Origin of the sequence: Vibrio sp. MMH1-50, assembly GCF_022347645.1 — a bacterium.
Taxonomy (GTDB): Bacteria; Pseudomonadota; Gammaproteobacteria; order Enterobacterales; family Vibrionaceae; genus Vibrio; species Vibrio harveyi.
In genome coordinates this window covers 22,473-48,843 of sequence record NZ_JAKRGG010000035.1, presented here as the reverse complement: position 1 = coordinate 48,843, position 26,371 = coordinate 22,473, and the positions used below count along the sequence as shown (strand labels likewise).

Sequence of the window (26,371 nt, the reverse complement as noted above, 5' to 3'; positions counted from 1 at the left end):
CATAAAAAAAGCGAGCTCAACGGCTCGCTTTTTTGTTAGATTCGCTTTGCTTATTCAGCAGTGGTCTTCTTTTCCATAAAACCCAGTTTCTTGCCGATCCACGCTAGGAGAATCATTGAAACCAGAATTGCGAAGAAGTTAGAGCCTGCTTCTGGGTATTGCGCTTTGATAAACGCAGAGTGACCAAATGCACCTACGAAGAAACACGCCAGACCAACAAGTGGGATATCTTCTGATACTGGGTTGTTTAGGTATTCTTGGTACAGCGCCTGTACAGCTAGCACGAGTGCAATCAGAGGGAAGATTGAAAAAGATACTTCACTCATGGTCAACCATGACAACAAAGCATCACCACACATACCTGCAACCAGTGCCAAAATCAGCGTTTTCTTTTCAGATTTATTTCCATTCGACATTATTCTATCCCGCCTTTTAATCGGTTACGTTCACGTTCTTTGCGATACCAATAGGCCCCTTTGGCTATCATTCGCAATTGCATGATCAATCGCTCGGCGAGTTCATCGCGCTCGCGTCGATCTAAATCTAAAGCTTCCGCACCAGAGCTAAACACCAAAGTAACCGACGCCTCTGCTTGAGTGAACGCCTCTTCTTTGGTCATGCCGGTGCTCATTAAGTACTCAGTTAATTCTGCCGCAAAATGCTGAATTTCTCGAGCGACGGCAGTACGAAATTCAGAGGAAGTGCCGGAGCGCTCACGCAACAATAAGCGGAAAACGTTAGGACTACTTTCAATGAATTCCATGAAGGTTTCAACTGAAGTTCGAATCACACTGCCTTCTTTGACAATACGCTGACGCGCCTGACGCATCAGCTGTCGCAACAACAAACCACCTTCATCAACCATGGTTAAGCCCAGCTCGTCCATGTCTTTGAAGTGACGGTAAAAAGAAGTCGGTGCAATTCCTGCCTCTCGGGCAACCTCACGCAAGCTGAGATTGGAAAAGCTGCGATCCGCACTGAGTTGATTAAATGCTGCATCGATCAACGATCGACGTGTTTTTTCTTTTTGCTGCGCGCGGATTCCCATCGATTTCATTCTTTAACTTGCTCTTTTTCTATTGGGTACGAGAGCTTCAATATAACGCATATCGCCCCCACGTATAAAGCGACGTTATCTGCCGATAAGCGGCGAGCACGTTACTATCGCCATGCATCTAATTGCAATCGCCTCACTTCAAATAGTAGACATACAGCATACCAATTAGTTCTTTTGGGCGATTCTGCGTGATCACTTCCACTCTCTAGCAGGCATTACGTGTTCCCAATAGAGTAAATGAGTTAAAATCCCGCTACAGCAATGTTAAGCAAATATAACAAGGAAGACATCATGGCGCATGCTAATCACTATGACGTGATCGTAATTGGTAGTGGCCCGGGCGGTGAAGGGGCGGCGATGGGATTGACCAAAGCCGGACTGAATGTTGCCATCGTAGAAAAGGAAAGCAGTGTTGGTGGCGGTTGTACGCACTGGGGAACCATACCATCCAAAGCATTGCGTCACGCAGTTAGCCGTATCATTGAATTCAATAGCAACCCGTTATTCTGCCGCAATAACACCAGCCTTCATGCAACATTTTCTGACATTTTAGGTCATGCAAAATCGGTAATAGATAAACAGACTCGACTTCGTCAGGGCTTTTATGATCGCAACTCATGCACACTGTTGTTTGGTACAGCCCGCTTTATCGATAACTACTCCATCGCCGTCATGCAAAGTGATGGTACGGAAGAAGTATACTCAGCAGATAAATTTGTTATCGCTACAGGCTCTCGTCCATACCAACCAAATGACGTTGACTTCTTACATGAACGCATCTACGACAGTGATTCCATCCTGAGCCTGAAGCACGACCCTCGCCACATCATTATTTACGGTGCAGGCGTGATTGGTTGTGAATACGCCTCAATCTTCCGCGGTTTAGGCGTGAAAACTGACCTGATTAACACTCGCGACCGCCTGCTCTCTTTCTTAGATAACGAAGTATCAGACGCATTGTCTTACCACTTCTGGAACAGTGGCGTGGTGATTCGTAACGATGAAACATTCGAGAAAATCGAAGGCACTGAAGATGGTGTTATCGTGCATCTTCAATCTGGCAAGAAGATGAAAGCCGATTGCCTACTGTATGCTAATGGTCGAACGGGTAACACAGACAAACTCAACTTACCTGCGGTTGGACTTGAGGGTGATTCGCGCGGACAGCTCAAAGTAGATGGTAACTACCGTACAGAGGTAGAACACATCTACGCAGTCGGTGATGTAATTGGCTACCCTAGCCTAGCGAGTGCAGCGTATGACCAAGGTCGTTTCGTGGCACAAGCCATCACTAAAGGGCAAGCTGACGGTAATCTGATTGATGACATCCCAACGGGTATCTACACCATTCCAGAAATCAGCTCAGTGGGTAAAACCGAGCAAGAACTGACTGCGGCGAAAGTGCCTTACGAAGTGGGACGTTCTTCGTTCAAGCATCTAGCTCGTGCACAGATTGCAGGTAAAGACATCGGCAGTTTAAAAATCCTCTTCCATCGCGAAACCAAAGAGATTCTTGGTATTCACTGCTTTGGTGAGCGCGCTGCGGAAATCATCCACATCGGTCAGGCCATCATGGAACAAAAAGGCGAAGCCAATACGATTGAATACTTCGTCAATACCACCTTTAACTACCCGACGATGGCAGAAGCGTATCGCGTAGCGGCGCTAAACGGTTTGAACCGATTATTCTAATTCAATTGGGTTGCCATGATCCAAAAGCTAAAACAGCAGGTTTCGACCTGCTGTTTCTATTTGAGTGACTAGGCAAGAAAGCTTCCCTTACGCCATTGATAAAAGAAGATAGCGCCGAGTCCAATCCCTCGCATTGCCATGAAACTGGTCATCGCAAACCATAGTGCATGGTTTTGCCAGCCAGAGAACAAAAAGAAGATTGCAAAGAAGCAGCAAGTCGCCACGAACATACTGTTTCGCATGTCTTTACCTTTGGTGGCACCAACAAAAATGCCATCAAACAGGAAGCACCACATCGACGCCAATGGCATGACCACCAGCCACGGCAGATATACCGCCGCTTGCTGCTGCACCGCTTCAATCGAAGTGATCATGGCGATCAAGTGCGATCCCGCCAAACCAAATACCGCAGTCAAACCTAAACAGATGATAAGGCTCCAAAAGAAAGTACCAATCAGCGAAGCATTGAGCTGCGCTCGGTCTTTGGCGCCAATCGCTTTGCCAACCATGGCTTCCATGGCGTAAGCAAAACCGTCCATGCCATAGGAAATCATCATCAAGAAACTCATCAATACCGCATTGGCCGCAACCACATCATCACCAAAGCTTGCACCTTGGAAAGTCATAAAGCTAAACGTAGCTTGTAAACATAGCGAGCGTAAGAAGATATCGCGATTGAGTTTTACGAACCGCCCTAGCCCATGTTGAGTATCGGTTAGCAGGCTCTTAGGTGATGGCAACAGACGGGCACACCACGTCCTCCATACACACATCAAGCCAAACGCCATGCCAGAGTAATCAGCAATCACTGAGGCTAGCGCTGCCCCTTCAACTTTCCAACCCAAACCAATCACAAACAGTAAATCGAGCGCAATATTGGTCACGTTGGTGATAATCACCATCCACATTGGGGCTTTGGAGTTTTGCGTTCCGAGTAGCCAGCCCAACAACACAAAGTTCATCAGCGCAGCGGGGGCACTCCACACTCGGATAGAGAAATATTGCATGCCGTAGTGCTTCACTTCAGCACTGGCATCACTCCAACCAAATATCAGATCCGCGATCGGGTTATGGGCAATAAGGAAGACTAACGCAAACAGCAGTGCCATCAGTGAGCCTTGCATAAACACCAAAGCAAGTTGTTTTCGGTCTTCACCACCATAGGACTGCGCCGCTAATCCAGTGGTCGACATACGTAAAAAGCCAAGCAACCAAAACGTCACACTGATCATGGTACTACCAAGCGCAACACCACCTAGATACCAAGCGTGTTCAAGGTGACCGATCACCGCAGCGTCAACCAAGCCCAATAGTGGAACAGTAATATTCGACAGCACCATAGGGATAGCGAGCGCTAACACTTGGCGATGCACTTGAGGATTCGATAAAGGAGAGAAGATAGAGTTTGTCACAGGCACCTCGTTGTTTAGATCAGCGAGTGTACCTGAGTACTAAGGGTCTGTTGACCTTTAGAGCTTATTTTTGCAGCTGTTTGTGGGTTCTTACTATTCAATCAAAAAAGAGAAAAGTTTGAAATACAGTAACTCAGTACAAGAGAGCCACAAAGCTGCCCAAGGGTTCGGCTAAAAGCGCTTTACTCTTTGTTGATAGGTCATTGCTTAGAGTGACTAGGCGGCTAACCTATCGTCGCGATTAAAACGCTTTTATCTCGAACAAAATTTAACCGCAAAAGGTAAACAGACCCTCGTGCCTATCCAATTACCACTTGATGTGAACGAGAACTGGCGTGAGACGATGCTTCAACATTGGGATCTTATTCAGCCAGCGCTGCCATGCTTTCCAGCGTGAGCAAAATCGGTCGAATGGCGAAAAGGCTTTGACCCATTGCGCCCATGGCAGCCAATGCAGTACTTGTTGTGCTGGTGCTTCAAAACCATGTGCATACGTATCTGAGCCGAGCTTCTGACCCCATTTACTTTCGGTTAAGTCACCTGCTAGTACCATGCACACTTCTGCCGATACAAAATGACGACCCAGAGTTTGGATGAAAGTCGCAACGCGCGATTCATTACAATCGAGTAAAGCCATCTCACACAGAATCAATACTGGTGCTTTTTCAGGAATGCGCAGTTCATCTAACCAATTCATGTCTTCTACGCTGCCACAACGATGCTCGTAGCGTTCGTTTTTATGAAACAATCGCTGACGCCAAACCAGATTCTCGGTGACATCCAGTTCAATCCAGTGACAACGACCATTGTCCAAACGGTAGAAACGCGTATCTAAGCCCGCACCAACGTTAATGATCCAAGCGTCTGAGTGTTGTTGAAGAAAGTGACTAACCTGCTGATCGCACAGCTGAGTTAAAGTCACGTGCAGCAGCTGCTTCTGATCGACGTCGCCACTGATGCAATCTGGTGCCATCTTGCAGCTCAAGCACGCTTTTGCAGCGATCGGATCGTACACCAAACCGTTATCGACCAAGCTTTCGCGGCTACGCAAAAACAACGGTTTCAACAGATGATTGGGTACGTGATGTTGAGGCTTGGACATGGGCATTTCCTTGCGCCGAAAAGAAAATGGTTAAATGGAATTAGATGATAATAAATCTCAATATCACTTGCAAGTTTTAACGCAACAGCCAAACGCTCTGAATCAGTGCGAGCGTAACTATGCTCGGAAGAAAAGAAATATGCTTTGAAGAAAATAAAAGTGGGTATAGAAAGTGCAGAAAACACAAAGCCCAGCAGAATGCTGGGCTTTATTAGAATGCTTGAGGTAAGAAACCTACATCCAGTCAGTGTTACGGATGATGCCAACCGCCAGACCTTCAATCGTCAGGTGTTGCGATGTTAGGTCAACTTGGATTGGTGAAAACTCTTCATTCTCTGCATGCAGTAGAACTGTAGAACCTTTACGCTCTAAACGCTTCACCGTCACATCATCATCAACACGTGCAACCACAACTTGACCGTCGCGCACATCTTGAGTTTTGTGCACAGCCAGCAAGTCGCCGTCCATAATACCGATGTCTTTCATACTTTCGCCGTTTACGCGAAGTAAGAAATCTGCTTTTGGTTTGAACATCGTAGGATCCACTTGGTAGTGAGACTCCACATGCTCTTGAGCCAGAATCGGCTCACCAGCAGCAACCTGACCAATCAAAGGCAGACCTTGATCGTCGTTTGCCGCATCTTCGAGTAGGATTCGGATCCCGCGAGATGCGCCTGGAATAATTTCAATCGCTTGTTTACGAGCAAGCGCTTTTAGGTGTTCTTCTGCGGCATTCGCAGAGCGGAAGCCAAGCTCACGCGCAATCTCTGCACGAGTTGGTGGCATTCCGGTGTCTTCGATTTTGCTTTTAATCAAATCGAAGACTTGTTGTTGGCGTGGCGTTAACGGCTTCATATGTCACCTGTCTTTTTATACAGTTAACTGTGAGTATATCCAGTAAATGAACAAATGAAAACCCAATTGGTTGTTTTTTAATTTATTTGCGCCAGTTTCAGATCCCACCCACAAACCTCAAGTGAACATACGTTTTAAACGCGCAATAGCCAATTCGTCTAATGAAAGCAACAACCTAGGGGTTCGACTAATTTCCGCTCAATAAAATTAAAAGGTTTGACCAGTTTCTGGTATCCTTGCTGCGCTTAAAATTTATCGCCTAGGCTTATTTCTATAGCCGTATCTATTTCCTTTCCTATAGAAGAAGGGAAAGCGGACGCAGAAATAAGGTTAGGTTTGTTTGAATACCTATTGAGGCTGTGAACTTTATGTCTTCTGGACAATCATTTTCACGTTCATTACTAAAACTACCTTTATCGGTAATGGTAAAGGGCACCACAATCCCATCGAATCCGATTGACGATCTCAACATCGACCTAGCGAAACCGATTGTGTACGCCTTACCGTTCCGTTCGAACGTGGATTTGCTGACACTACAAAAACAAGCTTTGAGCCTTGGTCTCCCAGACCCGCTTAGCCCGCTAGAAATCAATGGCAAAAAACTGACTCGTTACGTGTTTATTGCCTCTCGTCCAACCGTGATGAGCAATGATAACGACGTACCGAGTGAGTCTGTTTCTCTGTTTACTGATTTACTTGAATTGCACAAGCTCGATAGCGAACTAGACGTGCAAATGATTCCAGCGACCGTACTTTGGGGTCGTAAGCCAGGTAAAGAAGAAAACCATAAGCCGTACCTGCAACCAATGAACGGTCCGCAAAAAGCAAAAGCGGTAATGGCAGCAGGTCGTGACTGTTTGGTGCGCTTTAGCCCAGTGGTTTCACTGCGTTACATGGCAGACTCTCACGGTACCGACAGCGCTATTGCACACAAGCTAGCGCGCGTTGCACGTATCCACTTCTCTCGTCAGAAGCTCGCGGCATCGGGTCCAAACCTGCCTCAACGCCAAGTGTTGTTTGCACGCTTAATGAAATCGCCAGCAATCGAAAAAGCGATTGAAGACGAAGCGCAAAGCAAAAACATTTCTATCGAGAAAGCACGCAAAGAAGCCCATGACATCATGGATGAGATTGCAGCGGACTTCTCTTATGGTTTGGTTAAAAACGGCGATCGTATTCTTGGCTGGTTGTGGACGAAGCTGTACCAAGGTCTACACATAAACAACGCTTCGACCGTTCGTCGCCTAGCGCAAGATGGTCATGAGATCGTGTACGTACCATGTCACCGCAGTCACATGGACTACCTACTGCTTTCTTACGTTCTATACCATGAAGGTATGGTGCCACCGCATATCGCTGCGGGTATCAACCTGAATTTCTTCCCTGCGGGTCCAATCTTCCGTCGTGGTGGTGCGTTCTTTATTCGTCGTAGCTTTAAAGGCAATAAGCTGTACTCCACGATTTTCCGTGAGTACCTATCAGAGCTGTTTGCTAAAGGTTACTCGGTTGAGTACTTCAGTGAAGGTGGTCGTTCACGTACTGGTCGTCTACTTCAAGCAAAAACCGGTATGTTGGCAATGACGATTCAAGCCATGCTACGCGGTCTAAACCGTCCAGTAACATTGGTGCCTGTTTACATCGGTTACGAGCACGTAATGGAAGTAGGTACTTACGCCAAAGAGCTTCGAGGTTCACGCAAAGAGAAAGAAAACGCGGGTCTTGTGCTGCGTACTCTGCGTAAGCTGCGCAATTTTGGTCTTGGTTACGTTAACTTCGGTGAGCCAATTCAGCTAAACCAATACCTGAATGAACACGCTCCTGAGTGGACGAAAGACATCGATCGCATGGGCGGCAGCAAGCCACAATGGATGAACCCAGTGGTGAACGGTCTGGCAAACAAGATGATGACGCACATTAACGATGCAGCAGCGACTAACGCGCTGACTCTATGTGCGACCGCGCTATTGGCGTCTCGTCAGCGTGCATTGTCTCGTGACTCTCTAATCAACCAGATTGAATGCTACCTGAAGCTACTTAAGAACAACCCATACTCAAACACTTCAACAGTTCCAACAGAAACGGCTGAAGAGTTGGTAGATCACGCTATCTCACTTGATAAGTTTGTGATTGAAACCGACACCATGGGTGACATCATTTCGCTGGATCGTAGCCAGTCTATTCTGATGACTTACTACCGCAACAACATCATTCACCTGTTCGCCCTACCATCATTGATTGCTCAGATGATTATTCGTCAGCGCAACGTGACCGTAGAGAAGATTCAAGAAAACGTCGCTCAAATCTACCCATTCCTGAAAAAAGAGCTGTTCCTAAGCTACAAGGAAGAAGAGTTGAACGAGCTGGTCGTGAAGATCTTGAACGAGTTCATTGAGCAGAAGATGGTTTGCCAAGATGGTGACAAACTGGAAATTAACCAGTCAAACAACCAATCCTTGGTTTTGTTGGGTCGTACTATCACTGAAACACTGCAACGCTACTCTATTGCGATGAACTTACTGGTAGCTGACCAAGAACTGGGTAAATCAGACCTTGAACAGCAGAGCCAAGACATTGCGCAGCGTTTGGGTCGTCTACACGGTATTAACGCGCCAGAGTTTTTCGACAAAGGTGTGTTTGCTGCAATGTTCAATACGTTGAAAGAGCAACAATACCTAGATAGCGACGGCAACTGCGATCTTGAGAAGACAAAGCAATTTGCCAAACTACTCTTTGCTTTGCTCTACCCAGAAGTGAAATTGACCATCGAAGAGAGTATCCACCAGCTGCAAGCATAATTGGCTTAAGCTCGATATTCATCTAGACAAAACATAAAAGGCATCCAATTGGATGCCTTTTTCTATCTGAACGTTTGTACTGAGTTACCAGAAAGCGATAAACAGACCGACCGCAATCACCATTCCCACATAGTTGTTGTTAAGAAAGGCTCTGAAGCACAAGTCGCGCTCTCGGTGGCGAATCAAGTGTTGCTGGTATACAAACAAAGAAGCCGCAACCAAAATCGTCCAATAGTAGCTTTGCCCAAGTTCGTAATGTTGACCAAGCAACACTAACATCGCCAAGGTAATCAACTGCAGAACACCAATCACCAGCTTATCGTGACGCCCGAACAAGATAGCCGTTGATTTGATACCAATCTTTAAATCATCATCACGGTCGACCATCGCATATTGAGTATCGTAAGCAATGGTCCACAAAGCATTAATCACAAACACAAACCACACAATCCAAGGCAATTCGCCTGTTTGTGCTGCCCATGCCATCGGAATCGCCCAACTAAAAGCCAAACCTAAAAACAGCTGAGGCAAATAGGTGTAACGCTTCATAAATGGATAAATGAACGCTAAAAAGATACCAGCAAAGGATAGCTTGATCGTCAGCGGGTTCATGGTCAGCACCAATAAGAAAGAGCTGATACCTAGAACTAAAAACAGACCAATCGCTTCTTTCGAGGTCACTTTACCTGAGGGTAAAGGACGCTGCTTGGTACGTTTCACATGACCATCAACTTTACGGTCAGCAAAATCGTTAATCACACAACCGGCGCTTCGCATTAGGAATACACCTAACACAAACACGATGAGTACATTCCAACTTGGCATGCCTTGGGCGGCAATTACAAGTGCCCAAACCGTCGGCCACAATAACAAGAGTGAGCCAATTGGGCGATCCATTCGCATCAGTTGCCAATATGCTTTGGCTTTTTCTGCGGACATTTACACCTTCTCCTTAGCGTAAACTGGTGAATTGGGTAAGAATAGCTCAGCAACCAGCATGGGTTTGTGATTCATCCACAGTCTTGAGCGTCGCGCTAAAAGGCGCCCCTGTGGCAAATTAACCCATCCCATTTGCAGAGCATCGCGCTCAACGTTATCGGCGCTGAACACAGTTAAGCCCAGCGGAATATCTCCTTGCTGAGCTAAGTCATACTGTTGATCGACCAAGGTTGAACGAGGAATGAGCGTGCGTCCAATGACCCAATCTGTATTGTCGCCACATAAAATCACCTCTCTCAGTAGGCAATCTTGCTCAGACAATAGCTGGCTCTCATCCTGTTTTAACGTCTTGGCAGTGACGATCTGATTGTGCAGCAATTCCACTGTTAAGCGTTGGCAGTGCTGACCTAAACGACGTGACAAAGAGCCCTTTTCTTCAAGCCAATGCTTGGCGAATTCGTTAGGGAATTCAAAATCTTCGGGGTTTTGCCACTCTACTTCCAATAAAGAAGTAAGATAGAGTGATGTCGGCTGATTCATACTAGTATTCAATTGGAGGCTTTATGCGTACAATAAAGCAACAACTTACCGTCTTATTGAAACTGTAAGTTCCGTTATTTGTTATAGACGGTCTATTGTATCAAGACTGAAGCGATTCGAATATCGCGATCCAGAGAAAGAAAAGTTAGAAATATGTACAAACGTTATATAGCCCAAATTATTTTCGCGCTAAGTCTGCTTATTTCAGCACCGAGTTGGGCTGAATCTGAAGAGGCAGCACCTAAGTTAGCCTACTTTACGCTCGAACCCGATTTAACTACGAACTTCTATACCAAGGGTAATAAACTGGGTTATGTACAGGTGCGTATCGATATCATGGTGATGAGTCAGCAAGACCTCGCCGTTGTCGAACACCACCAACCATTGATCCGAGATGCGGTGATTGAACTATTGGGTAAACAAACAGAAGATACGATTAAGTCTTTATCTGGTCGTGAGGATCTGCGCAAAACGTTGGTGAAAGAACTCAATGAAACCCTACTGCCAGAGACGGGTAAAACCATCATCGCTGATTTGCTGTTTACCAAATACCTTTACCAATAATATGAACAGTTAAAGCTGACGAGCTGCTCCTATTAAACGAAAGACAGATAAACAAAAGACCACCGATTGGTGGTCTTTTTGTTGGTGTCTGTAAATCATTAACTTAGGAGGTTTGTTGGTATTTCTGTTTACCAGAATCAAACAACGCTATCGCCATACCAGAAAGTAAGCCAACTAAGTGGGCCGTGTTGGCAATCGCCATAAATGGTTGAACATAGCCAAGAACCAACCACACCAGCATAAAGCCAATAATAGGTTTAGGAAGTGTTAAGCCAAGATGTGGACAACGGTAACCAAGGATCCACAAGTAACCAAGTAGCGCATAAACCACACCAGATAAACCGCCGAAGTTTGCTCCTTCAACATAAAACTGACCCGCGCCGGAGAGCGCAGCAGAAATAAGGAAGATTTGCAGTAACTTTCCAGAGCTTAAACGGCGCTCGATATCGCCTCCCAATTGCCACCACCACAAGAGGTTGAACACAATATGGGTAACAGAAAAGTGCAATAACGCATGGCTAACCCAGCGCCAGAGCTGCCATTGCTGCCCTTCGAACGCAGGAAAATGCAATAAAGCAAACACACCATCACCAAAGCCGAACATCTGCAAAAAGTAGATAACGGCACAGACAACCATGATCAGCAAGGTCACTGGGCCCGCCTTAGCTTTCACCATACCCATAATGCTCGGGCTGGAATAATGAAATTTGCTCTTACGAGTATCGGCAACGTCCCACGAAGCGGCGCTATATTTCGACGCTGATGGATTGGCTAAGAATTGTTTTAGCTCGGCTTCGACTTCAATTTCATGCTGCGTATCCGTCAGCCAAAGTGCAAACTGTCCTTCACCTTCCGGCATCATCTGAATATCAATCTTGCGTGATGCCATGTAATCAATGAAGGCTTGCGCCATACGTGGATTATTTAACGTTACCAATCTCTTCATTAACTTCTCACTATCGGTAGTTCTGCTCGTTGCCAGGCTTCAAAGCCGCCATCCACACTGTACACCTGTTCGAAGCCTTGGTTAACCAAATATTGTGCCGCACCTTGGCTACTGATGCCGTGGTAACACATCACTAGGATTGGTTGTTCGAATTCCACATCGTTCATGAAAGGAACGATCGAATCATTAGTCAGATGAAAAGCGGATTCTGCATGCGCGACAGCAAAAGATTGAGGGTCACGAATATCTACAAGTTTTGCTTCACCTTGTTCGAGCAATGTCTGAGCGCCTTGAACATCGATATGTTGAAACTGGTCCATTTACTTTCTCTATGTCATTTTCGTTATTGACGCCATTGTAACCTATCCAAAGCCAAACTTAGACACAGAGATAGTCAGGTCATTGAAAGCTGTACACATTCGCACCGTTTGTGGATAAATCTGTGGATTGCGTTGATAAAGTATATTTGGATCATTTGATCCACAAGATGTAGTAATGATCTTGATCTAACTGTGTGTATATTTACAACTATCCCCAAGTGAAAAACCACACCTAAGCCTTATTTAGTCCGGCTTTCGAACAGTTGATGAATAATTACTTCACAGAGTTATACACAGGTAGCACAGATAAATTAGATCGCAAACACTATCGATTTTCGATCGAAAATAAAAAAGCCGAGATCACATGATCTCGGCTTTCTATGAAAATCTTACTTTAGATTAGAAGCGAAAGTTAGAACTCACCAACAGCAAGTTTCAGTTTCTTCATCGCGTTCTTTTCTAACTGACGAATACGCTCGGCAGATACACCAAACTCATCCGCTAGATCTTGAAGTGTTGCTTTCTCATCATCCAACCAACGAGAACGGACAATACGTTGACTACGCTCATCCAAACTCGCAAGAGCGTGGCCTAAGCGATTATTAGTATGCGTTTCCCAGTTAGCAGCTTCAATATTATCTGCTACATCAGACGATTTGTCCTCTAGGTACAACATTGGCGCTGTGTACGAGTTTACATTGTCGTCGTCATCCATTGGCATATCGAACGTTGAGTCCACTGCCGCTAGACGCGATTCCATTTCACGTACTTCTGAAGGCTCGACACCTAGCTCACGAGCTACGGTTTCAACTTCACCGTTGTTGAACCAACCTAGACGCTTTTTCGACTTACGTAGATTGAAGAACAGCTTACGTTGCGCTTTGGTTGTCGCGATCTTAACAATACGCCAGTTACGCAATACGTATTCATGGATTTCAGCTTTGATCCAGTGAACAGCGAAAGAAACCAAACGTACACCCACTTCAGGGTTAAAACGCTTAACCGCTTTCATAAGACCGATGTTGCCCTCTTGTACTAGATCTGCCATTGGCAAACCGTAGCCTGAGTAGCCACGAGCAACGTGAACAACGAATCGTAGGTGTGACAAGATAAGACCTTTCGCCGCGTCAATTTCACCCTTGTAGTGTAATCGTTCTGCAAGCTCACGCTCTTCGTCTGCAGTTAGCATTGGGTAGCTGTTTACAGAACGGATATAGCTATCAAGGCTATCTTGCGTGACTAGAGCCATCGGATACGCTTCTTTTGTCATTCAATTCCTCATCAATCTCTGATCTGGAGCATTACATTGCAATTTAGCTTGGCCATCTTGAACTTAAAATGAACAAGTTTCAAGAAGGGCGAGTAATTATCCATAAACAAATTGTCTAAACAAGAGGTAAAAATTAGCTTGTGCTAATAAATTCCAAGTATAAGACCTTTATCACCTAAACTGGTTCAATTTCTTTTAGATGACGCTGCGCGGATACTCGTGCGGCGATACAACCCAGTAAACTACCAGTGATAATTAATAGCAGAGATTCATCCCAACTCAGACCAATCAAGCGGAACTGACTGTCGTATAGTGAAGCCAATTGCTCAACGGCATTGTTCATCACCACAGTAATCAATGCGGTGACTAACCAAGCAATGCTCGCCCCCAGCACACCGAACCACATACCCGTGTACAAGTAAGGACGTAGAATGAAACCGTCGGTCGCACCAATCAGCTTCATGGTTTGAATCTCTTCTTTGTTCGCCAGCACATTAAAGCGCAATGTATTGCCGACGATTAAAAATACAGCACCTAACATCAGTATTGTCAGGGTGATGACAATAATGCCAGCAAGGGTTTTTATGGCATCAAGACGCGCCAGCCAATCTTCATCGAGCCTAACGTCAGTAACGTCTTGTTGCTCACGGACTTGCTTGGCTATCGACTGAATATCACTCTTTACTTCTGAATCTGGTGTGATCACCAACACGCCTGGTAGTGCGTAACCACTCAACAGACTCAACGCTTGGTCAAAGCCAGCGTATTGGCTTAAATCAGATAGACCTTGTTGCGGCGAAATATATTCCACCTCTTTTACCAAAGACCACGTTTCGATTTGGTCTTTTAACACCATCACACGCGCATCAGGCATGCCTTCTACTAAGTAAGCACTAACTTGCGATGGTGAAGCGACATCTTGTGCTGCGCTCGCCACGTTTTTACCCAGCAAGTACAAGCAAGCAGGCATCGCTAATGCCACTGAAATAACAGCTAAGGTAAGAATGTTACCTAAAGGACGACGCCATAACGCGCCAAAAGAAGATTTTGCTTGTTTTGCATGGACAGAGAAAAAACCATCGGTATTTGCACGCTTGGCACTGCGACCTTTCCCTTTTTTCTGGGTGCGCTTGTTACCTACCATAGTCTTCTACCTCACTTAGGAAGCCTTGGTTCAATTCAAAATGGCGATATTGTGGGCGAGTGTTTACTAACCCGATATCGTGCGTCGCAAGGAGAATCGTTACGCCAGCACGGTTAAATTCTTCAAACAATCGTAACACACGGTTAGACAGCTCTGGATCAAGGTTACCAGTTGGCTCATCGGCCACCAGTAGAGTTGGTCGGTTTACGACAGCGCGTGCAATACCAACACGTTGTTGTTCACCACCCGAAAGTTGACTTGGCAAACAACGGGCTTTATCCAACAAGCCCGTTTTATCCAACGCCGCAGAAACACGGCGTTTGATTTCGTTTTCAGAAATCGATTCGATGCGCATCGGCAGTGCAACGTTGTCGAACACACTGCGATCCATCAATAGACGGTGATCTTGGAAAACAATCCCGATATTGCGACGCAAGAAGGGAATGTCTTTGTTTGGGATACGAGTGATATCGTGACCATTGAAATGGATTTTGCCATCGGTTGGTCGCTCTATCGCACATATCAGTTTCAACAAGGTACTTTTACCTGCCCCGGAATGCCCACCTAAAAACGCCATTTCTCCGCGTCGAAGGTGAAAATCGACTTTCTGTAAGGCTTGTCGACCACCTCGGTAAGCTTTGCTCACTTGCTGAAATTTGATCACCGTTGATTTCCTCTAACTCTTGTTACTCTTCACGACTAAACAGAGCGTCAATGAACTCTTGAGTTTCAAATGGACGCAAGTCTTCGATGCCTTCGCCTACACCAATGTAGCGAATTGGGATTTCGAACTGATCAGCGATAGCGAAGATCACGCCACCTTTCGCTGTACCATCCAGCTTAGTCAATGTAATCCCGGTTAGAGGGGCAACATCACTGAAAAGTTTCGCTTGGCTAATTGCATTTTGACCTGTACCTGCATCTAGCGTCAGCATGATCTCGTGTGGCGCTGAGTCATCAATCTTCTTCATTACACGTACAATCTTACGCAGCTCTTCCATTAGGTTCGCTTTGTTTTGTAGACGACCTGCAGTATCGGCAATCACGACATCGACGCCACGCGCTTTTGCCGCTTCAATCGCATCATAGATAACCGAGGCACTGTCCGCGCCAGTGTGCTGAGCAATCACAGGAACGTTATTACGCTCACCCCATACTTGTAGCTGCTCAACCGCTGCCGCACGGAAGGTATCACCCGCCGCAAGCATGACTTTCTTACCTTGGCTTTGGAATTGCTTCGCCAGCTTACCGATTGTGGTGGTTTTACCGACACCGTTCACGCCAACCATTAAGATAACGTAAGGGGTTTTGCTGCTGTCGATTTCGAGAGGCTGTTCTACTTTCACAAGGATTTCTGCCATCTCTTCTTTCAGCAGACCGTAAAGTGCTTCACCATCTTTAAGATCACCGCGAGAGGCTTTTTCAGTCAGATTGTTGATGATTTTTGTGGTGGTTTCCATGCCTACATCAGCAATCAACAGTTGTTCTTCTAGCTCTTCGAAAAGGTCATCATCGATCTTCTTACCGCTGAACAAACCAAAGAAACCCGCACCGATGTTTGCTTTTGTGCGGCTTAGGCTACGCTTCAGGCGAGCAAAGAAGCTCTCGGTTGGTTTTTCTTGTTCTTGAACGCGAGGTGCAACTGGTACTTGTGGCTCTTCTGCTTCTGCTTCTGCTTCTGCTTCTGCTTCTGCTGGGGCAGCCTCGGCTTTCTCCGGCTCCGCTTCAACCGCTGTTTTTTCTTCTGCTTGCTCGGCAACGTCTTCTGTTGGTTGTTGCTCGGCGGCAGGAGCTTCCGCTGCTTCTTCTTTTACTGATTCTTCAGTTGTCGGTTTTTGGCTTTGCTCTTCATCACCAAAACCTAGCCACGAAAGTAATCCGCGCTTCTTTTTTTCCGTCATCTGGGGCTATCCTAGATTGTCTTCTTATCTATTAATGACTCTTTTCTGACAAGAATATTAACTTTACAGAAAAGGCGAATGACAAAGTTGTGAAAACTTTCCAATTAGGTAAATCTAATCTTATTAGTGTTACACTCTGTCATCTTGAATATTCTGGGCTGTATCCAAGCTCAAAGCTTGGGCGATTGGGTATAGTATCACTTTATTAGCGGTCAAAAAATCTATGGTAAGACGTCGCCAGCAAAACTCATCACAAAAAACGCCAACAACGGGCTTTGTACGCATTATTAGTGGGTTATGGAGAGGTAGAAAGCTCCCTGTTCATGATGCAGAGGGCTTACGCCCAACCACGGATCGCGTAAAAGAAACCCTGTTTAACTGGTTAGCTCAAGATGTACCGCAGGCGAAGTGTCTCGACTTGTTTGCGGGCTCAGGCGGTTTAGGCTTTGAATCAGCTTCACGCCAAGCTGACCAAGTAACTATGATTGAGCTAAATCCACAAGCATTTCAGCAACTGCAAAAGAACGTAACTTCCTTGAATGCCAACAACATTCAAGTAGTGAACACTGATGCAATTAGCTTTTTGCAGCAACCGGGGACACCTCACCACGTAGTATTCATCGATCCGCCATTCCGCAAAGGATTATTGGATGAAACCGTGACCTTGCTAGAGCAAAACGGCTGGCTTGCTGAAGATGCGATGATTTATATTGAAACTGAAAAAGAGCTGAACATTGCTGGGCTACCAGAGAGCTGGCACCTACATCGCGAGAAAACCGCAGGTCAAGTGAGCTACCGTTTATACGAACGCTCACCAGCTTAAAGCCTCGATTTAAAAGGATAGTTAAATGAAAGCATTATTGATACTGGCTAAAGCGGCCATCGCCTTTGTCTGGTTCGTGTTGATCCTCAACTTCTTTATGCCATTCCCTGGTAAAGCAGCGATTGCGTTGTACATCATGACCGCTTTCTTGTTCATCATGCACGGTTTGCAAATGGCGATCTTCATTGGTGCATTTGGCGACAAGATTAAGATGAGCGCATGGGAAAAGTACTCCATTTTGATTTTTGGTATTTTTGCTCTGCTCGATATTCGTCGTAAGCACATGATGTAATAAGACAGATAAACGAAAGCCGCTCATAAGAGCGGCTTTTTTGTATTTATCATCTCGGTAATGGCTCAGCCCATGTAGCTCTTCACCCCATCAAGGAACATTTGGGTAGATATCATCACTAGCAGTAGCCCCATCAATCGCTCAACGGCTTTTAAGCCACGCTCTCCTAGGATACGGTGGAAGAAGCTGTAGAACATCAAAATAAAGAAAGTCGCGCCCCAAGCAATTAACACGGCGGCAGACAGCTCCATAATCTTATCGGGATGCTGAGAAGAAAGTAAAAGCAGCGCTGCAATCACCGAAGGTCCCGCAATCATCGGGATAGCCATTGGTACAATAAACGGCTCTTCGCCGGCAGCCAATCCAGTAATGCTGCCAGCGCTTGGGAAAATCATCTTAATGGCGATGATAAACAGAATGATACCACCAGAAATACTCAAGGTTTCAGGCTGAACATGAAGGAAGCTCATGATGCTCTGCCCTGCAAATAAGAACAGCATCAAAATCATCAAGGCAAACACTAACTCACGGATCAGTACTTTGCGACGACGCTTTGCATCGAGATGTTTGAGAATGGATAGCACAATCGGCAAATTGCCGAGCGGGTCCATAATAAGAAACAGCATGGTCGCTGCAGAAAGAATGTCCATGTTCTGACCTCGACAGGAAAATTGGCGGCCAGTATAACAAAGTGACTACATGAATATATGTTTGAAGGCGAAATGCATTTATCGCCTTCACAGAACAACGCTTAACCGCCGCTTAGTGATTGCAAACGCGCGCCATGTTTACGACAAACTTACCTTCTAGCTCGCGTACTTTTTCTCGCTTTAGCAAAAACTCTAGCAATGCATCTAAGTCTAGATCATTCAGCTTACAGGTATGAAAGCGTGCCTCAGAACCAAAGTGACCCGCAAGCTCATCACGGTTCATTGGGGTTTCACGAAGTAGGTTCAGTAGATTGTGAGCATGAATTTCAGTCATTATTGACTCCGGTCATCAAGTTGAATTCGTCCAGTTTACTGAAAAAAAGACGAGGTACTTTGACCTGAGTTAGTAAATGATAGAGGCAACAATTAACGCATGAGCAAAAAAGTAGCTGCCACTCACCCAGACATAGGCGCGTTTCATCGGCTTACGATAACCATGTATTGCATAAGCTAAGGCGGAATAAATCATCACTAAGGTGCCGCTAAACCCGAGCGCACTAGCAAAGCTCGGCACTTGTAACCACACCTCTCCCGCAGCCCAAGCCAATTGAACTAGCATAATGCCCATAATCACGACCGGAAAGACCATGGAATCCAATTGTGGCAATAGTAGGAAAAATGCGACGATACTTGCTGCGAGAAGCAGAGCTAACAACCACCAAACGATGTCACCATTGAGCTGAACCCAAAATGATTTGCTATAGCAGATTTGTGCTAGGAGATAACCCGCGAAATAAAGAGGTTTGCGAGATTTAAATGAATGAAGAGTGTCAGCAAACATCGAAACCACTAAACCACCAACGATCCAATATGTGTGTGGTGCTGAAGAACCTTCGGTCAGTGCCAAAATCAGCAGCAATAGCAGAGTAAAGATTTTAAATGTGAGAGACTGCGTTGGATTGGCTTGTTTCGCCCCCAACACGGAATACATCCCCGATAGCCCTATCGCTAACCAACTCCACATGCCGATACACCTTTCACGTAATCTCGCCGCTAGTCTAGGTAGACCAATCTTGATGTAAAGATGCAATCAGTGAAAGTTGGATCTCGATAGCGAATCGCAACATTTTGTAGCCGCAACTTACTCAATTAATGGTTATCGTTTTTCTCGCAATCATTGAGGTGAATGATTTAGTGAAAGCAATCAACGGCAGCGAAATAAATTCGCTGACTTTCAATAAATTGAAAAACAAACCGCCAATTTGTTCGCCATGCAACCGTTATGGATAAATAACCGACACAAAAACCAAATCCACCACCTCTGACCACTCAGAAAGCTAAAAACACCGTTCCATAACAAGACTCGTAACTACCAGAGTAGTAAAACCTCAGGTTAAAAGTTCAAACAACCACACCTAACTACATGATATAAAAAAGAATAGCCAACAAAAGCGATAAAAACCTAACCTTAGCTATTGTAGATTATAGCTAAAGCCTTTTGATACTGTAGTTTTCTCATTAGATAGGAAAAATAAGACGAAATAGACGTCCATAAGTGTTCACTTCATTAGCACAAAACCTAATTTTCTCAACTTTTGAGAAATTCAGCAAAAATAGCCAACCAACATCACCACCCAGACAAGAAACACTATTTCACCATAAGATTACTCATATTTAACACATTAAAATCATATACTTAAAAACAAAAAGAAGAGAAAAACAACAAGTCGAACACTTAAAGAACAGCACAAAAAACACAGTTTTATTAGTCAATTTAGGGTAAAAACAGTTAAGTTAAGTGCGAGTTTTGAAAACTTTTCCGCTTTGAAGTTGATCAAAGCTCAAAAACAGTGCTATATTATTTACATCGAGTTCATCAATGATTTTAGGGGTAGTGTTATGATTTCTTCTTCTCAAAAACAAGGGCTGGTAATGATTGCAGTGGTTGTTGGTTTAATGACACTGCCAATGATGTACTAAGTTACTGTTTAAAATAAAAAAGGGACGCTTTCGCGTCCCTTTTTTATTATTCAAATTTTATCGTCTACAAATGCTTAACCAGAATGTCCCAATGCATGTAGTAGAAACCAAGTGCAGCGAGCGTAATCAAGGCCATTAACAAAATCGCCGCTCGCCAAATAAAGCGTGAACTTCGTGGTGTCAGCTCCTTTTCGCATGCATCGCACGCAGCTAAGAAACCTTTTCGATCGTCCAGCTTGTAATCCTCTTCGTGAACAACCTTGTTTCTTACGGTCGCAATAAACCGCAACTTAGCAACAACGTCATGCGGCAAGCGCTCTTCACAACTAGTGATAAGCTGATGTAACCCTTTCCCTTCCGCGTGGTATTGCGTACGCAGAAGTTTCTCGATCGTTCGGGTACGCATGACTACTTTCTCAATATCTGACATCGTAACCCTCCTTACTTGACCCTTCCTTCGTCAGTCATTTCATTCTTCTATAAATTTAGAACTTTTTCGAGCCAAAAGGTGCAAATTTCCTTTTAAATTGTGCTCTTGAACGCATATAAAATGTGAAGTGCGCCGAATAAAATCTACGACGCTTTTACTAGATCACGATTAATTTATCTCAACTCATAGTTTAATCAGGGAGTTCTGTAAAATAGGTGCCAATGAAACATTGGAGGTTATCATGCCAATCTCACTTATTTTGGCTTTGTTCGCTCTGATTGCGCTCGGCGCATGGGCGTTTTTCCGCTTCTACAGCAAACATTACTTTGGCGAAGATGCACCTGAGCAAAGTGCTCAAGTGACCATCTTAGACAAACAAGCAATAGAAGTACCGGATGCAGAGCCAGGTCAAGACGATCAAGAATATTGGATTTATGTACAACGCGGTTCGATTGGACCAAAACGCGAATTTCAAATCGGTGTGCACTATTACCACGCACTCAATCCGGGTGATAAAGGCACACTGACTTACCGTGGCGATAAGTTCTTACATTTCGCCTTAAAGCGCTAATCTACGGTAGCAACCAGCGAGTCTTGGCGGACTTGGAGAACAGATAGCTCATCGCCAAGGCTCCAGCACCACTCAATACAATCCACACAGGAATCACCCATGCAGGGTGACCTTGATACCAACCGAATGCTTTCATCGGCCATAAGAAGATTGGGTGAAGAAGATAAATACCTAAACTGTGCTGGCTAATAAAACTCACCACTTTTTGCGCTTTCGGTGCCAAGCCCTCTCCAAAGTAACGACACAACATAAAAATCATCGATGCTGCGAGAATCACATTCAATGTTTTGTATGAGAACCAGCGCCCTACTGTGTATTTGTCTGCTTCTAAACTGTTGGTCACAACCATAGTAAACGTCACTGCTAATGCCACCAACCCAAACGCAGTAAACGCCGTCACAACGGAACGGTTTAATGGAATTTTCTTAAACAACACATAGCCTAACGGTAAATACCCCATGTAAAGCCAATATTGATTACTCCATGGTCCATCAATTTTGAATAGGAATAAGGTACTCGTGAACAACCAAAACGCTAAATAGGTGTAAATAACGTTGTCATCGACATTGCGAACCATCCATTGAAACAACGGAATCACAAAATAGAGTGGAATAAAGTAGTAGAAAAAACCAAGGTGATAATAAGTTGCATGATACGGACTGTTACTCACCACTTCTTTTACCGTGGCAAAATCAAAACCTTGCGCTGTCCAACCCGATAAATACGCGTAAAACATCGACCAAACCAAAAAAGGCACCAGCACTTTGCCTAAACGTCGTTTGACGTAGTATTTGGCATCAAAAGGACGCGTATCGCTGAGCATCAATGCACCAGTTATCAAAATAAACACTGGCACCGCCCAACGCGTCACGCTGTTCACACCGACTGCCGTCGCCCATTGATCGAATGGAATCACGCCCAATTCATTACGATATGGCGCTAACACGTGAATAGCGATCACTGCCACTGCAGCGACACAACGTAATAAGTCGAAAAACAGAACCCTTTCTCTCATACCCTTTCCTAGTTTGTGTAACTTCACGTCTATAGCATAGGGTAATTTTCGCTCAGTTAAATAGTTAACAATCTGTTTTTGCTTATTTTTAACTCAGCTATGAAGCTCTAATAACATTGATTTGCACAATAGTTAGCGACAAATCCTATTGTACAAATAGGATCACCAGCCCTAAGCTTTCTTGGATATGAAACAGATTTAGCCGTTTCTTTCCATTAGGATGCTGGACAGATTATTAAGAGAGGTCTTTATGAAGAAAACATTATTAGCATCACTGGTTTGTGTAGTGGCTTTAGCTGGATGTAATCAAAAGGAAGAGACCGTGGCACCAACACAATCGCAATCGGAAGCGAACCCTATCTGCAGCACGGAAAATCTTGCTGGCGGCTGGTCACAAGGTGAAGTAACACCTGAGGCTCAGCAAGCGCTCGACTTTGTTCTTGGGCAGATGAATACCGCTGCTAAACTAAAAGAAATCTTGAGCGTACGAACTCAAGTCGTGAATGGCATTAACTACGCGATTGAATTCGAAATGGACAATGGTGAAGTCTGGAACACCATCGTTTACCGTTCGTTAAAAGGTGATATGGAAATGACGCAACCGGCACAGCAAGGTCGCCTTTGCCCATAACCAAGATTTACTGATTTGCGATACTGAATCGTAAATACAAAAATGGCTCCCAATATGGAGCCATTTTTATTTCTAACTCGTAAATCGATTTAAGCCGTAGCTACTTTGGTTTTTGGTAGCTTGATAGAAATGACCGTTGTCAGCGCTAAGAAGGCAAAGGACACCCACAAACATGCAGCAAGCCCTGCTTCTTGGTAAATCCAACCAGAAAGAACCGTACCGATCAAACGTCCCATCGCATTCGCCATGTAATAGAAACCGACATCCAATGAAACACCGTCGCCTTTTGCGTAGCTGACGATTAGATAAGAGTGCAAAGATGAGTTCACCGCAAATACGGCACCAAAAATCATCAAGCCCACCACAATGACCAGTTCTGGTTGCCAGCCAATCTGCACGCCGTAAGCAATTGCACCAGTGATAACAGCAAGGATACCAGCCCAAATTAATGCCGCGCTGCCATCTGGCACTCGACCTTGCGCTTTACCGGTAATACGAGGTGCAAAGCCTTGAACGAATCCGTAAGCAATCACCCAAGCTGCCAGGAAGCCGCCCACCATCAGGTGATCCCAACCAAATACGCTGCCAAGGTAAATCGGCAGTGCAACAACAAACCACACATCACGAGCACCAAATAGGAACATACGCGCTGCAGAAAGGATGTTCACCGATTCTGACTTAGAGAAAATCTGACGAAATTTAGGTTTGCTCTTCGCCTTACCCATATCCGCTTCTAACCAAACTAAACTGCACACGAAGACAATCGCCAACACACTTGCCATGATGATCATCGAAGTTTGGAAACCAAACGCTGATAGCAATAAACCACCAACAAAGAAACCCGCACCTTTCAGTGCATTCTTCGAGCCCGTTAAGATCGCAACCCACTTATAAAGTGCACCTTGTTGCTCGTCTGGCACTAAAGTTTTGATCGCGCTCTTGGCACTCATCTTATTTAAGTCTTTGGCAATACCCGAAATTGCCTGCGCAGCCATTACCCAAGGAATGGTCAACCAAGCACTGGGCACAGCCAACATCAGCAAAGCAAAAATCTGCATCCCTAAGCCGACGTTCATGGTTTTGTTCAAACCAAGTCGAGCACCTAGCCAGCCGCCAACCAAGTTGGTCACTACGCCAAAAAATTCATAGAAAAGGAACAGCGAAGCAATGGCTAAGCTTGAGTAACCTAAGTCATGGAAGTAAAGCACCACCAGCATACGTAGTGCACCATCCGTCACGGTAAAGTTCCAATAGTTGAACGTCACCAGCATATACTGACGGATACTTTTGCTTAGTTTTGAAATCATAACGACCTCAGATGTACAGCATTTAGAGTATTTAGATCATGATGTTCCAAATGCTCTATGACCTGAACACCAGCATTGAGCCATCTCAATACTGACGCTAAATAGTGAAACAAGAACTGATGAGATATCTAAATATTATTCATTAACAAACAATAAGTTAAATATAAAACCAATAAACAAGAATCACATAAATTGGTAAGCCATTACGGCATAAAAAGAGCTTTTGGATCATGATGTACCAAAAGCCCTATAAGCTGATCAAGCGTTTTGAGCTACACGCTCGATGTACTCAACTTGTACAGGCTTTGTGAAAGCACCAGGACGTAGCGCTTGCACTTCACGCACGATGTCTTCTAGCGCCCAATCTTTCTCTAGCAATAGGTGTGCAGCGAACAAACCTGTGCGACCAGAGCCACCCATGCAGTGCATTGCAACCTTGCCATCTTGAGCTAGAATCGCGTGCAGTTCAGGACTCGCTTGTGACCATTTAGCAGCGAACTCTTCGCCCGGAGCACAGTCATCTTCAATCTCAATTTGGAACCATTTCATGCCCAATTGTTGGGTTAATTCGCCCAACGCAGACACGTCTTTAGACGCTAATTCAACATCATCAAGGGCTGTAACAATTGCTTCTACGCCTTGCGCTTTTAGCTGCTCTAGCGAAGCTTGCAGTTCAACACCTTTGGTGCCTGGACATGGAGTCAGTACCAACGCGCCCGCTTCTAAATCTAATTGCCATGTAGGATGAGACATCTTAAAGCTCCTTATGCCATACCAACGTTACGAACCAATTCTGCAGTACGCGTCGCGTAACCCATTTCGTTATCGTACCAAGCGTAAATCTTCACCATACGAGAACCCACAACCATGGTTGATTGCGCATCAACGATCGTTGAACGTTGGTCGCCTTTGTAATCGATAGAAACCAATGGACGCTCTTCAAAGCCAAGGATGCCTTTTAGTTCTCCTTCAGAAGCTTCTTTCAGTAGTGCGTTAACCTCTTCTGCCGTGGTATCACGTTTCACATCAAAAATAATGTCAGTGAGTGAGGCGTTTGCTAGAGGAACACGAACCGCGTGACCGTTAATCTTGTCTTTCAACTCAGGGAAGATTTCAACAATCGCTTTTGCACTGCCCGTTGTGGTTGGAATTAGGCTCATGCCACATGCACGTGCACGACGTAGGTCTTTGTGCGGCGCATCCAGAATCGTTTGTGTGTTAGTTAAATCGTGAATCGTTGTGAATGACGATTGTTCAATGCCCAGTTTTTCGTGAATCACTTTCACAACAGGTGCAATACAGTTCGTTGTACAAGACGCTGCGGTTACGATGCGGTGCTGCGCAGGGTCGAAGATGTGGTCGTTCACACCCACTACGATGTTAGCTACGCCGTCTTCTTTTACTGGTGCGCTAACAACAACACGTTTTACGCCTTGCTCTAGGTATTTGTTTAGGAATGAGGTTTTGCGATGAACGCCCGTTGCTTCAATCACAACATCACATTGACCCCAGTTCACAGCATCGATATCACGCTCTTGTGAAGTCGTGATGCGCTTACCGTTGATCACCATGTCTGTGCCTTCAACTTGCACTGCATGGTTCCAACGACCTTGAACTGAATCGAACTCAAGTAAGTGACCCAGAGTCGCCGCATCACCCGCTACATCGTTGATGTGTACGAACTCTAGTTCTGGCCAATCAAACGCTGCGCGTAATGCCAAACGACCAATTCGACCGAAACCGTTAATACCTACTTTAATCGTCATAATCTTCTACCTTTAAGCTTTCGCTGGTTAACAGCACGCTGCGCGAGCTTTGTCGTGCAAACGTGAAATATCTTCTTGGTACTCTTGCTTCAAGCAGTTCGAGGCTACCAAGTCATCAATCAATTTTTGCATCCATCCCGGTAATTGATCTGACAGCTCGTAGTACACCCATTGCCCCTGACGTTTATCAACCAAAATACCATTTGATCTTAGCTGAGCCAGATGGCGAGAAATCTTTGGTTGGCTTTGTTGTAGCGCATGGGCTAAATCACCAACACAAGTTTCCCCTTCACGAACCACCAGCATTAAGCAACGCACACGAGTCTCGTCGGAAAGAAGTTTGAAAAACTGATGTGGAAGCATACTTAC

At 45.1% G+C, this 26,371-nt stretch carries 29 protein-coding genes; 7 read left to right on the top strand and 22 right to left on the bottom strand.

Annotated elements, in window-relative coordinates:
- Positions 1 to 50: 50 nt before the first annotated feature.
- Positions 51 to 416 (bottom strand): YijD family membrane protein, encoded by a 366-nt coding sequence (locus MHO32_RS20340; protein WP_005430908.1) that lies wholly within the window; start codon positions 414 to 416, stop codon positions 51 to 53.
- Positions 416 to 1,057, bottom strand: coding sequence for an HTH-type transcriptional repressor FabR (gene fabR, locus MHO32_RS20335; protein WP_005430912.1), 642 nt, complete (start codon positions 1,055 to 1,057; stop codon positions 416 to 418). The genes MHO32_RS20340 and fabR overlap by 1 nt, the downstream gene beginning before the upstream one ends.
- A gap of 261 nt (positions 1,058 to 1,318) precedes the next feature.
- Between fabR and sthA the strand changes: the two genes are divergently transcribed.
- Complete coding sequence (gene sthA / locus MHO32_RS20330) at positions 1,319 to 2,749, top strand: Si-specific NAD(P)(+) transhydrogenase (RefSeq protein WP_012126563.1); 1,431 nt, start codon at positions 1,319 to 1,321, stop codon at positions 2,747 to 2,749.
- Between the two features lie 68 nt (positions 2,750 to 2,817).
- Here the strand turns inward: sthA and dinF are convergent, their stop codons facing one another.
- The 3 genes from dinF to lexA all read right to left on the bottom strand — a co-directional run bounded on the left by dinF (position 2,818) and on the right by lexA (position 6,118).
- A complete protein-coding gene (dinF, locus tag MHO32_RS20325; protein ID WP_021017946.1) occupies positions 2,818 to 4,161 on the bottom strand; it encodes an MATE family efflux transporter DinF in 1,344 nt (447 codons plus the stop codon).
- A 307-nt stretch (positions 4,162 to 4,468) separates the two neighbouring features.
- Positions 4,469 to 5,263 carry a class I SAM-dependent methyltransferase gene (locus tag MHO32_RS20320; RefSeq protein ID WP_199450285.1) on the bottom strand — a complete coding sequence of 265 codons (795 nt, stop codon included), beginning with the start codon at positions 5,261 to 5,263 and terminating at the stop codon, positions 4,469 to 4,471.
- A 234-nt stretch (positions 5,264 to 5,497) separates the two neighbouring features.
- Positions 5,498 to 6,118: a transcriptional repressor LexA gene (lexA, locus tag MHO32_RS20315; protein WP_049538444.1), complete on the bottom strand. Its 621-nt coding sequence runs from the start codon at positions 6,116 to 6,118 to the stop codon at positions 5,498 to 5,500.
- A 368-nt stretch (positions 6,119 to 6,486) separates the two neighbouring features.
- Between lexA and plsB the strand changes: the two genes are divergently transcribed.
- Positions 6,487 to 8,913, top strand: coding sequence for a glycerol-3-phosphate 1-O-acyltransferase PlsB (plsB, locus tag MHO32_RS20310; RefSeq protein WP_239213664.1), 2,427 nt, complete (start codon positions 6,487 to 6,489; stop codon positions 8,911 to 8,913).
- Between the two features lie 84 nt (positions 8,914 to 8,997).
- Here the strand turns inward: plsB and ubiA are convergent, their stop codons facing one another.
- Positions 8,998 to 9,852, bottom strand: a complete 855-nt coding sequence (gene ubiA, locus MHO32_RS20305; RefSeq protein ID WP_239213662.1) for a 4-hydroxybenzoate octaprenyltransferase — start codon at positions 9,850 to 9,852, stop codon at positions 8,998 to 9,000.
- Entirely contained in the window at positions 9,853 to 10,392 is a 540-nt protein-coding gene (locus MHO32_RS20300) for a chorismate lyase (RefSeq protein WP_009695930.1), read from the bottom strand.
- Between the two features lie 153 nt (positions 10,393 to 10,545).
- Between MHO32_RS20300 and MHO32_RS20295 the strand changes: the two genes are divergently transcribed.
- On the top strand, positions 10,546 to 10,956 hold the full coding sequence (locus MHO32_RS20295; RefSeq protein ID WP_005451996.1) for a flagellar basal body-associated protein FliL: 411 nt from the start codon (positions 10,546 to 10,548) through the stop codon (positions 10,954 to 10,956).
- Positions 10,957 to 11,059: 103 nt separating this feature from the next.
- Here the strand turns inward: MHO32_RS20295 and glpG are convergent, their stop codons facing one another.
- The 6 genes from glpG to ftsY all read right to left on the bottom strand — a co-directional run bounded on the left by glpG (position 11,060) and on the right by ftsY (position 16,537).
- A complete protein-coding gene (gene glpG / locus MHO32_RS20290) occupies positions 11,060 to 11,902 on the bottom strand; it encodes a rhomboid family intramembrane serine protease GlpG (protein ID WP_069686702.1) in 843 nt (280 codons plus the stop codon).
- Positions 11,902 to 12,222: a thiosulfate sulfurtransferase GlpE gene (gene glpE / locus MHO32_RS20285; RefSeq protein ID WP_239213660.1), complete on the bottom strand. Its 321-nt coding sequence runs from the start codon at positions 12,220 to 12,222 to the stop codon at positions 11,902 to 11,904. Before glpE ends, glpG begins: the two co-directional genes overlap by 1 nt.
- Before the next feature lie 412 nt (positions 12,223 to 12,634).
- Complete coding sequence (gene rpoH, locus MHO32_RS20280; protein ID WP_005452003.1) at positions 12,635 to 13,492, bottom strand: RNA polymerase sigma factor RpoH; 858 nt, start codon at positions 13,490 to 13,492, stop codon at positions 12,635 to 12,637.
- A 175-nt stretch (positions 13,493 to 13,667) separates the two neighbouring features.
- On the bottom strand, positions 13,668 to 14,636 hold the full coding sequence (gene ftsX / locus MHO32_RS20275; protein WP_053049954.1) for a permease-like cell division protein FtsX: 969 nt from the start codon (positions 14,634 to 14,636) through the stop codon (positions 13,668 to 13,670).
- On the bottom strand, positions 14,626 to 15,300 hold the full coding sequence (gene ftsE / locus MHO32_RS20270; RefSeq protein ID WP_005452005.1) for a cell division ATP-binding protein FtsE: 675 nt from the start codon (positions 15,298 to 15,300) through the stop codon (positions 14,626 to 14,628). The genes ftsX and ftsE overlap by 11 nt, the downstream gene beginning before the upstream one ends.
- Before the next feature lie 22 nt (positions 15,301 to 15,322).
- Positions 15,323 to 16,537, bottom strand: a complete 1,215-nt coding sequence (gene ftsY, locus MHO32_RS20265; RefSeq protein ID WP_239213658.1) for a signal recognition particle-docking protein FtsY — start codon at positions 16,535 to 16,537, stop codon at positions 15,323 to 15,325.
- 223 nt (positions 16,538 to 16,760) lie between these two features.
- Between ftsY and rsmD the strand changes: the two genes are divergently transcribed.
- Together rsmD and MHO32_RS20255 are read left to right on the top strand one after the other, a co-directional pair.
- Positions 16,761 to 17,360 carry a 16S rRNA (guanine(966)-N(2))-methyltransferase RsmD gene (rsmD, locus tag MHO32_RS20260; protein WP_005452007.1) on the top strand — a complete coding sequence of 200 codons (600 nt, stop codon included), beginning with the start codon at positions 16,761 to 16,763 and terminating at the stop codon, positions 17,358 to 17,360.
- Positions 17,361 to 17,385: 25 nt separating this feature from the next.
- Positions 17,386 to 17,652, top strand: a complete 267-nt coding sequence (locus tag MHO32_RS20255; protein WP_005438504.1) for a DUF1145 domain-containing protein — start codon at positions 17,386 to 17,388, stop codon at positions 17,650 to 17,652.
- Positions 17,653 to 17,717: 65 nt separating this feature from the next.
- Here the strand turns inward: MHO32_RS20255 and MHO32_RS20250 are convergent, their stop codons facing one another.
- From MHO32_RS20250 to MHO32_RS20235, 4 genes are all read right to left on the bottom strand, one after another.
- Positions 17,718 to 18,302, bottom strand: coding sequence for a YhgN family NAAT transporter (locus MHO32_RS20250; protein WP_005452008.1), 585 nt, complete (start codon positions 18,300 to 18,302; stop codon positions 17,718 to 17,720).
- A 112-nt stretch (positions 18,303 to 18,414) separates the two neighbouring features.
- On the bottom strand, positions 18,415 to 18,636 hold the full coding sequence (locus MHO32_RS20245) for a YecH family metal-binding protein (RefSeq protein WP_005452009.1): 222 nt from the start codon (positions 18,634 to 18,636) through the stop codon (positions 18,415 to 18,417).
- Positions 18,637 to 18,705: 69 nt separating this feature from the next.
- Positions 18,706 to 19,326, bottom strand: coding sequence for a lysoplasmalogenase (locus MHO32_RS20240; protein WP_009695934.1), 621 nt, complete (start codon positions 19,324 to 19,326; stop codon positions 18,706 to 18,708).
- A gap of 1,020 nt (positions 19,327 to 20,346) precedes the next feature.
- Complete coding sequence (locus MHO32_RS20235) at positions 20,347 to 20,712, bottom strand: hypothetical protein (protein ID WP_005430355.1); 366 nt, start codon at positions 20,710 to 20,712, stop codon at positions 20,347 to 20,349.
- Between the two features lie 241 nt (positions 20,713 to 20,953).
- On the opposite strand from MHO32_RS20235, the gene MHO32_RS20230 reads away from it, so the two are divergent.
- Positions 20,954 to 21,283 (top strand): DUF2500 domain-containing protein, encoded by a 330-nt coding sequence (locus MHO32_RS20230; RefSeq protein WP_009695938.1) that lies wholly within the window; start codon positions 20,954 to 20,956, stop codon positions 21,281 to 21,283.
- A gap of 1 nt (position 21,284) precedes the next feature.
- Here MHO32_RS20230 and MHO32_RS20225 read toward each other — a convergent pair whose 3' ends face one another.
- A complete protein-coding gene (locus tag MHO32_RS20225; protein ID WP_009695939.1) occupies positions 21,285 to 22,298 on the bottom strand; it encodes an acyltransferase in 1,014 nt (337 codons plus the stop codon).
- Between the two features lie 250 nt (positions 22,299 to 22,548).
- Here MHO32_RS20225 and MHO32_RS20220 point away from each other — a divergent pair, with 250 nt between their 5' ends.
- Positions 22,549 to 22,929 (top strand): cystatin domain-containing protein, encoded by a 381-nt coding sequence (locus tag MHO32_RS20220; protein WP_005438511.1) that lies wholly within the window; start codon positions 22,549 to 22,551, stop codon positions 22,927 to 22,929.
- An 89-nt stretch (positions 22,930 to 23,018) separates the two neighbouring features.
- Here MHO32_RS20220 and arsJ read toward each other — a convergent pair whose 3' ends face one another.
- From arsJ to MHO32_RS20200, 4 genes are all read right to left on the bottom strand, one after another.
- Complete coding sequence (gene arsJ / locus MHO32_RS20215; RefSeq protein ID WP_017817450.1) at positions 23,019 to 24,236, bottom strand: organoarsenical effux MFS transporter ArsJ; 1,218 nt, start codon at positions 24,234 to 24,236, stop codon at positions 23,019 to 23,021.
- 258 nt (positions 24,237 to 24,494) lie between these two features.
- Positions 24,495 to 24,989 carry a cyclin-dependent kinase inhibitor 3 family protein gene (locus MHO32_RS20210; protein ID WP_029789246.1) on the bottom strand — a complete coding sequence of 165 codons (495 nt, stop codon included), beginning with the start codon at positions 24,987 to 24,989 and terminating at the stop codon, positions 24,495 to 24,497.
- Between the two features lie 11 nt (positions 24,990 to 25,000).
- The gene (locus MHO32_RS20205; RefSeq protein ID WP_005430364.1) at positions 25,001 to 26,002 is read right to left on the bottom strand and encodes an ArsJ-associated glyceraldehyde-3-phosphate dehydrogenase; all 1,002 of its coding nucleotides are present in this window, start codon (positions 26,000 to 26,002) and stop codon (positions 25,001 to 25,003) included.
- A 27-nt stretch (positions 26,003 to 26,029) separates the two neighbouring features.
- Positions 26,030 to 26,365, bottom strand: a complete 336-nt coding sequence (locus MHO32_RS20200; RefSeq protein ID WP_005452016.1) for a metalloregulator ArsR/SmtB family transcription factor — start codon at positions 26,363 to 26,365, stop codon at positions 26,030 to 26,032.
- Positions 26,366 to 26,371: the final 6 nt, after the last annotated feature.

Excerpts from the sequence above, each read along its gene's own strand:
- MHO32_RS20340 (WP_005430908.1), bottom strand. The coding sequence starts at position 416 with ATGTCGAATGGAAATAAATCTGAAAAGAAAACGCTGATTTTGGCACTG.
- fabR (WP_005430912.1), bottom strand. The coding sequence starts at position 1,057 with ATGAAATCGATGGGAATCCGCGCGCAGCAAAAAGAAAAAACACGTCGA.
- sthA (WP_012126563.1), top strand. The coding sequence starts at position 1,319 with ATGTTAAGCAAATATAACAAGGAAGACATCATGGCGCATGCTAATCAC.
- MHO32_RS20320 (WP_199450285.1), bottom strand. The coding sequence starts at position 5,263 with ATGTCCAAGCCTCAACATCACGTACCCAATCATCTGTTGAAACCGTTG.
- lexA (WP_049538444.1), bottom strand. The coding sequence starts at position 6,118 with ATGAAGCCGTTAACGCCACGCCAACAACAAGTCTTCGATTTGATTAAA.
- plsB (WP_239213664.1), top strand. The coding sequence starts at position 6,487 with ATGTCTTCTGGACAATCATTTTCACGTTCATTACTAAAACTACCTTTA.
- ubiA (WP_239213662.1), bottom strand. The coding sequence starts at position 9,852 with ATGTCCGCAGAAAAAGCCAAAGCATATTGGCAACTGATGCGAATGGAT.
- MHO32_RS20300 (WP_009695930.1), bottom strand. The coding sequence starts at position 10,392 with ATGAATCAGCCGACATCACTCTATCTTACTTCTTTATTGGAAGTAGAG.
- MHO32_RS20295 (WP_005451996.1), top strand. The coding sequence starts at position 10,546 with ATGTACAAACGTTATATAGCCCAAATTATTTTCGCGCTAAGTCTGCTT.
- glpG (WP_069686702.1), bottom strand. The coding sequence starts at position 11,902 with ATGAAGAGATTGGTAACGTTAAATAATCCACGTATGGCGCAAGCCTTC.
- glpE (WP_239213660.1), bottom strand. The coding sequence starts at position 12,222 with ATGGACCAGTTTCAACATATCGATGTTCAAGGCGCTCAGACATTGCTC.
- rpoH (WP_005452003.1), bottom strand. The coding sequence starts at position 13,492 with ATGACAAAAGAAGCGTATCCGATGGCTCTAGTCACGCAAGATAGCCTT.
- ftsX (WP_053049954.1), bottom strand. The coding sequence starts at position 14,636 with ATGGTAGGTAACAAGCGCACCCAGAAAAAAGGGAAAGGTCGCAGTGCC.
- ftsY (WP_239213658.1), bottom strand. The coding sequence starts at position 16,537 with ATGACGGAAAAAAAGAAGCGCGGATTACTTTCGTGGCTAGGTTTTGGT.
- rsmD (WP_005452007.1), top strand. The coding sequence starts at position 16,761 with ATGGTAAGACGTCGCCAGCAAAACTCATCACAAAAAACGCCAACAACG.
- MHO32_RS20255 (WP_005438504.1), top strand. The coding sequence starts at position 17,386 with ATGAAAGCATTATTGATACTGGCTAAAGCGGCCATCGCCTTTGTCTGG.
- MHO32_RS20250 (WP_005452008.1), bottom strand. The coding sequence starts at position 18,302 with ATGGACATTCTTTCTGCAGCGACCATGCTGTTTCTTATTATGGACCCG.
- MHO32_RS20245 (WP_005452009.1), bottom strand. The coding sequence starts at position 18,636 with ATGACTGAAATTCATGCTCACAATCTACTGAACCTACTTCGTGAAACC.
- MHO32_RS20240 (WP_009695934.1), bottom strand. The coding sequence starts at position 19,326 with ATGTGGAGTTGGTTAGCGATAGGGCTATCGGGGATGTATTCCGTGTTG.
- MHO32_RS20235 (WP_005430355.1), bottom strand. The coding sequence starts at position 20,712 with ATGTCAGATATTGAGAAAGTAGTCATGCGTACCCGAACGATCGAGAAA.
- MHO32_RS20230 (WP_009695938.1), top strand. The coding sequence starts at position 20,954 with ATGCCAATCTCACTTATTTTGGCTTTGTTCGCTCTGATTGCGCTCGGC.
- MHO32_RS20225 (WP_009695939.1), bottom strand. The coding sequence starts at position 22,298 with ATGAGAGAAAGGGTTCTGTTTTTCGACTTATTACGTTGTGTCGCTGCA.
- MHO32_RS20220 (WP_005438511.1), top strand. The coding sequence starts at position 22,549 with ATGAAGAAAACATTATTAGCATCACTGGTTTGTGTAGTGGCTTTAGCT.
- arsJ (WP_017817450.1), bottom strand. The coding sequence starts at position 24,236 with ATGATTTCAAAACTAAGCAAAAGTATCCGTCAGTATATGCTGGTGACG.
- MHO32_RS20210 (WP_029789246.1), bottom strand. The coding sequence starts at position 24,989 with ATGTCTCATCCTACATGGCAATTAGATTTAGAAGCGGGCGCGTTGGTA.
- MHO32_RS20205 (WP_005430364.1), bottom strand. The coding sequence starts at position 26,002 with ATGACGATTAAAGTAGGTATTAACGGTTTCGGTCGAATTGGTCGTTTG.
- MHO32_RS20200 (WP_005452016.1), bottom strand. The coding sequence starts at position 26,365 with ATGCTTCCACATCAGTTTTTCAAACTTCTTTCCGACGAGACTCGTGTG.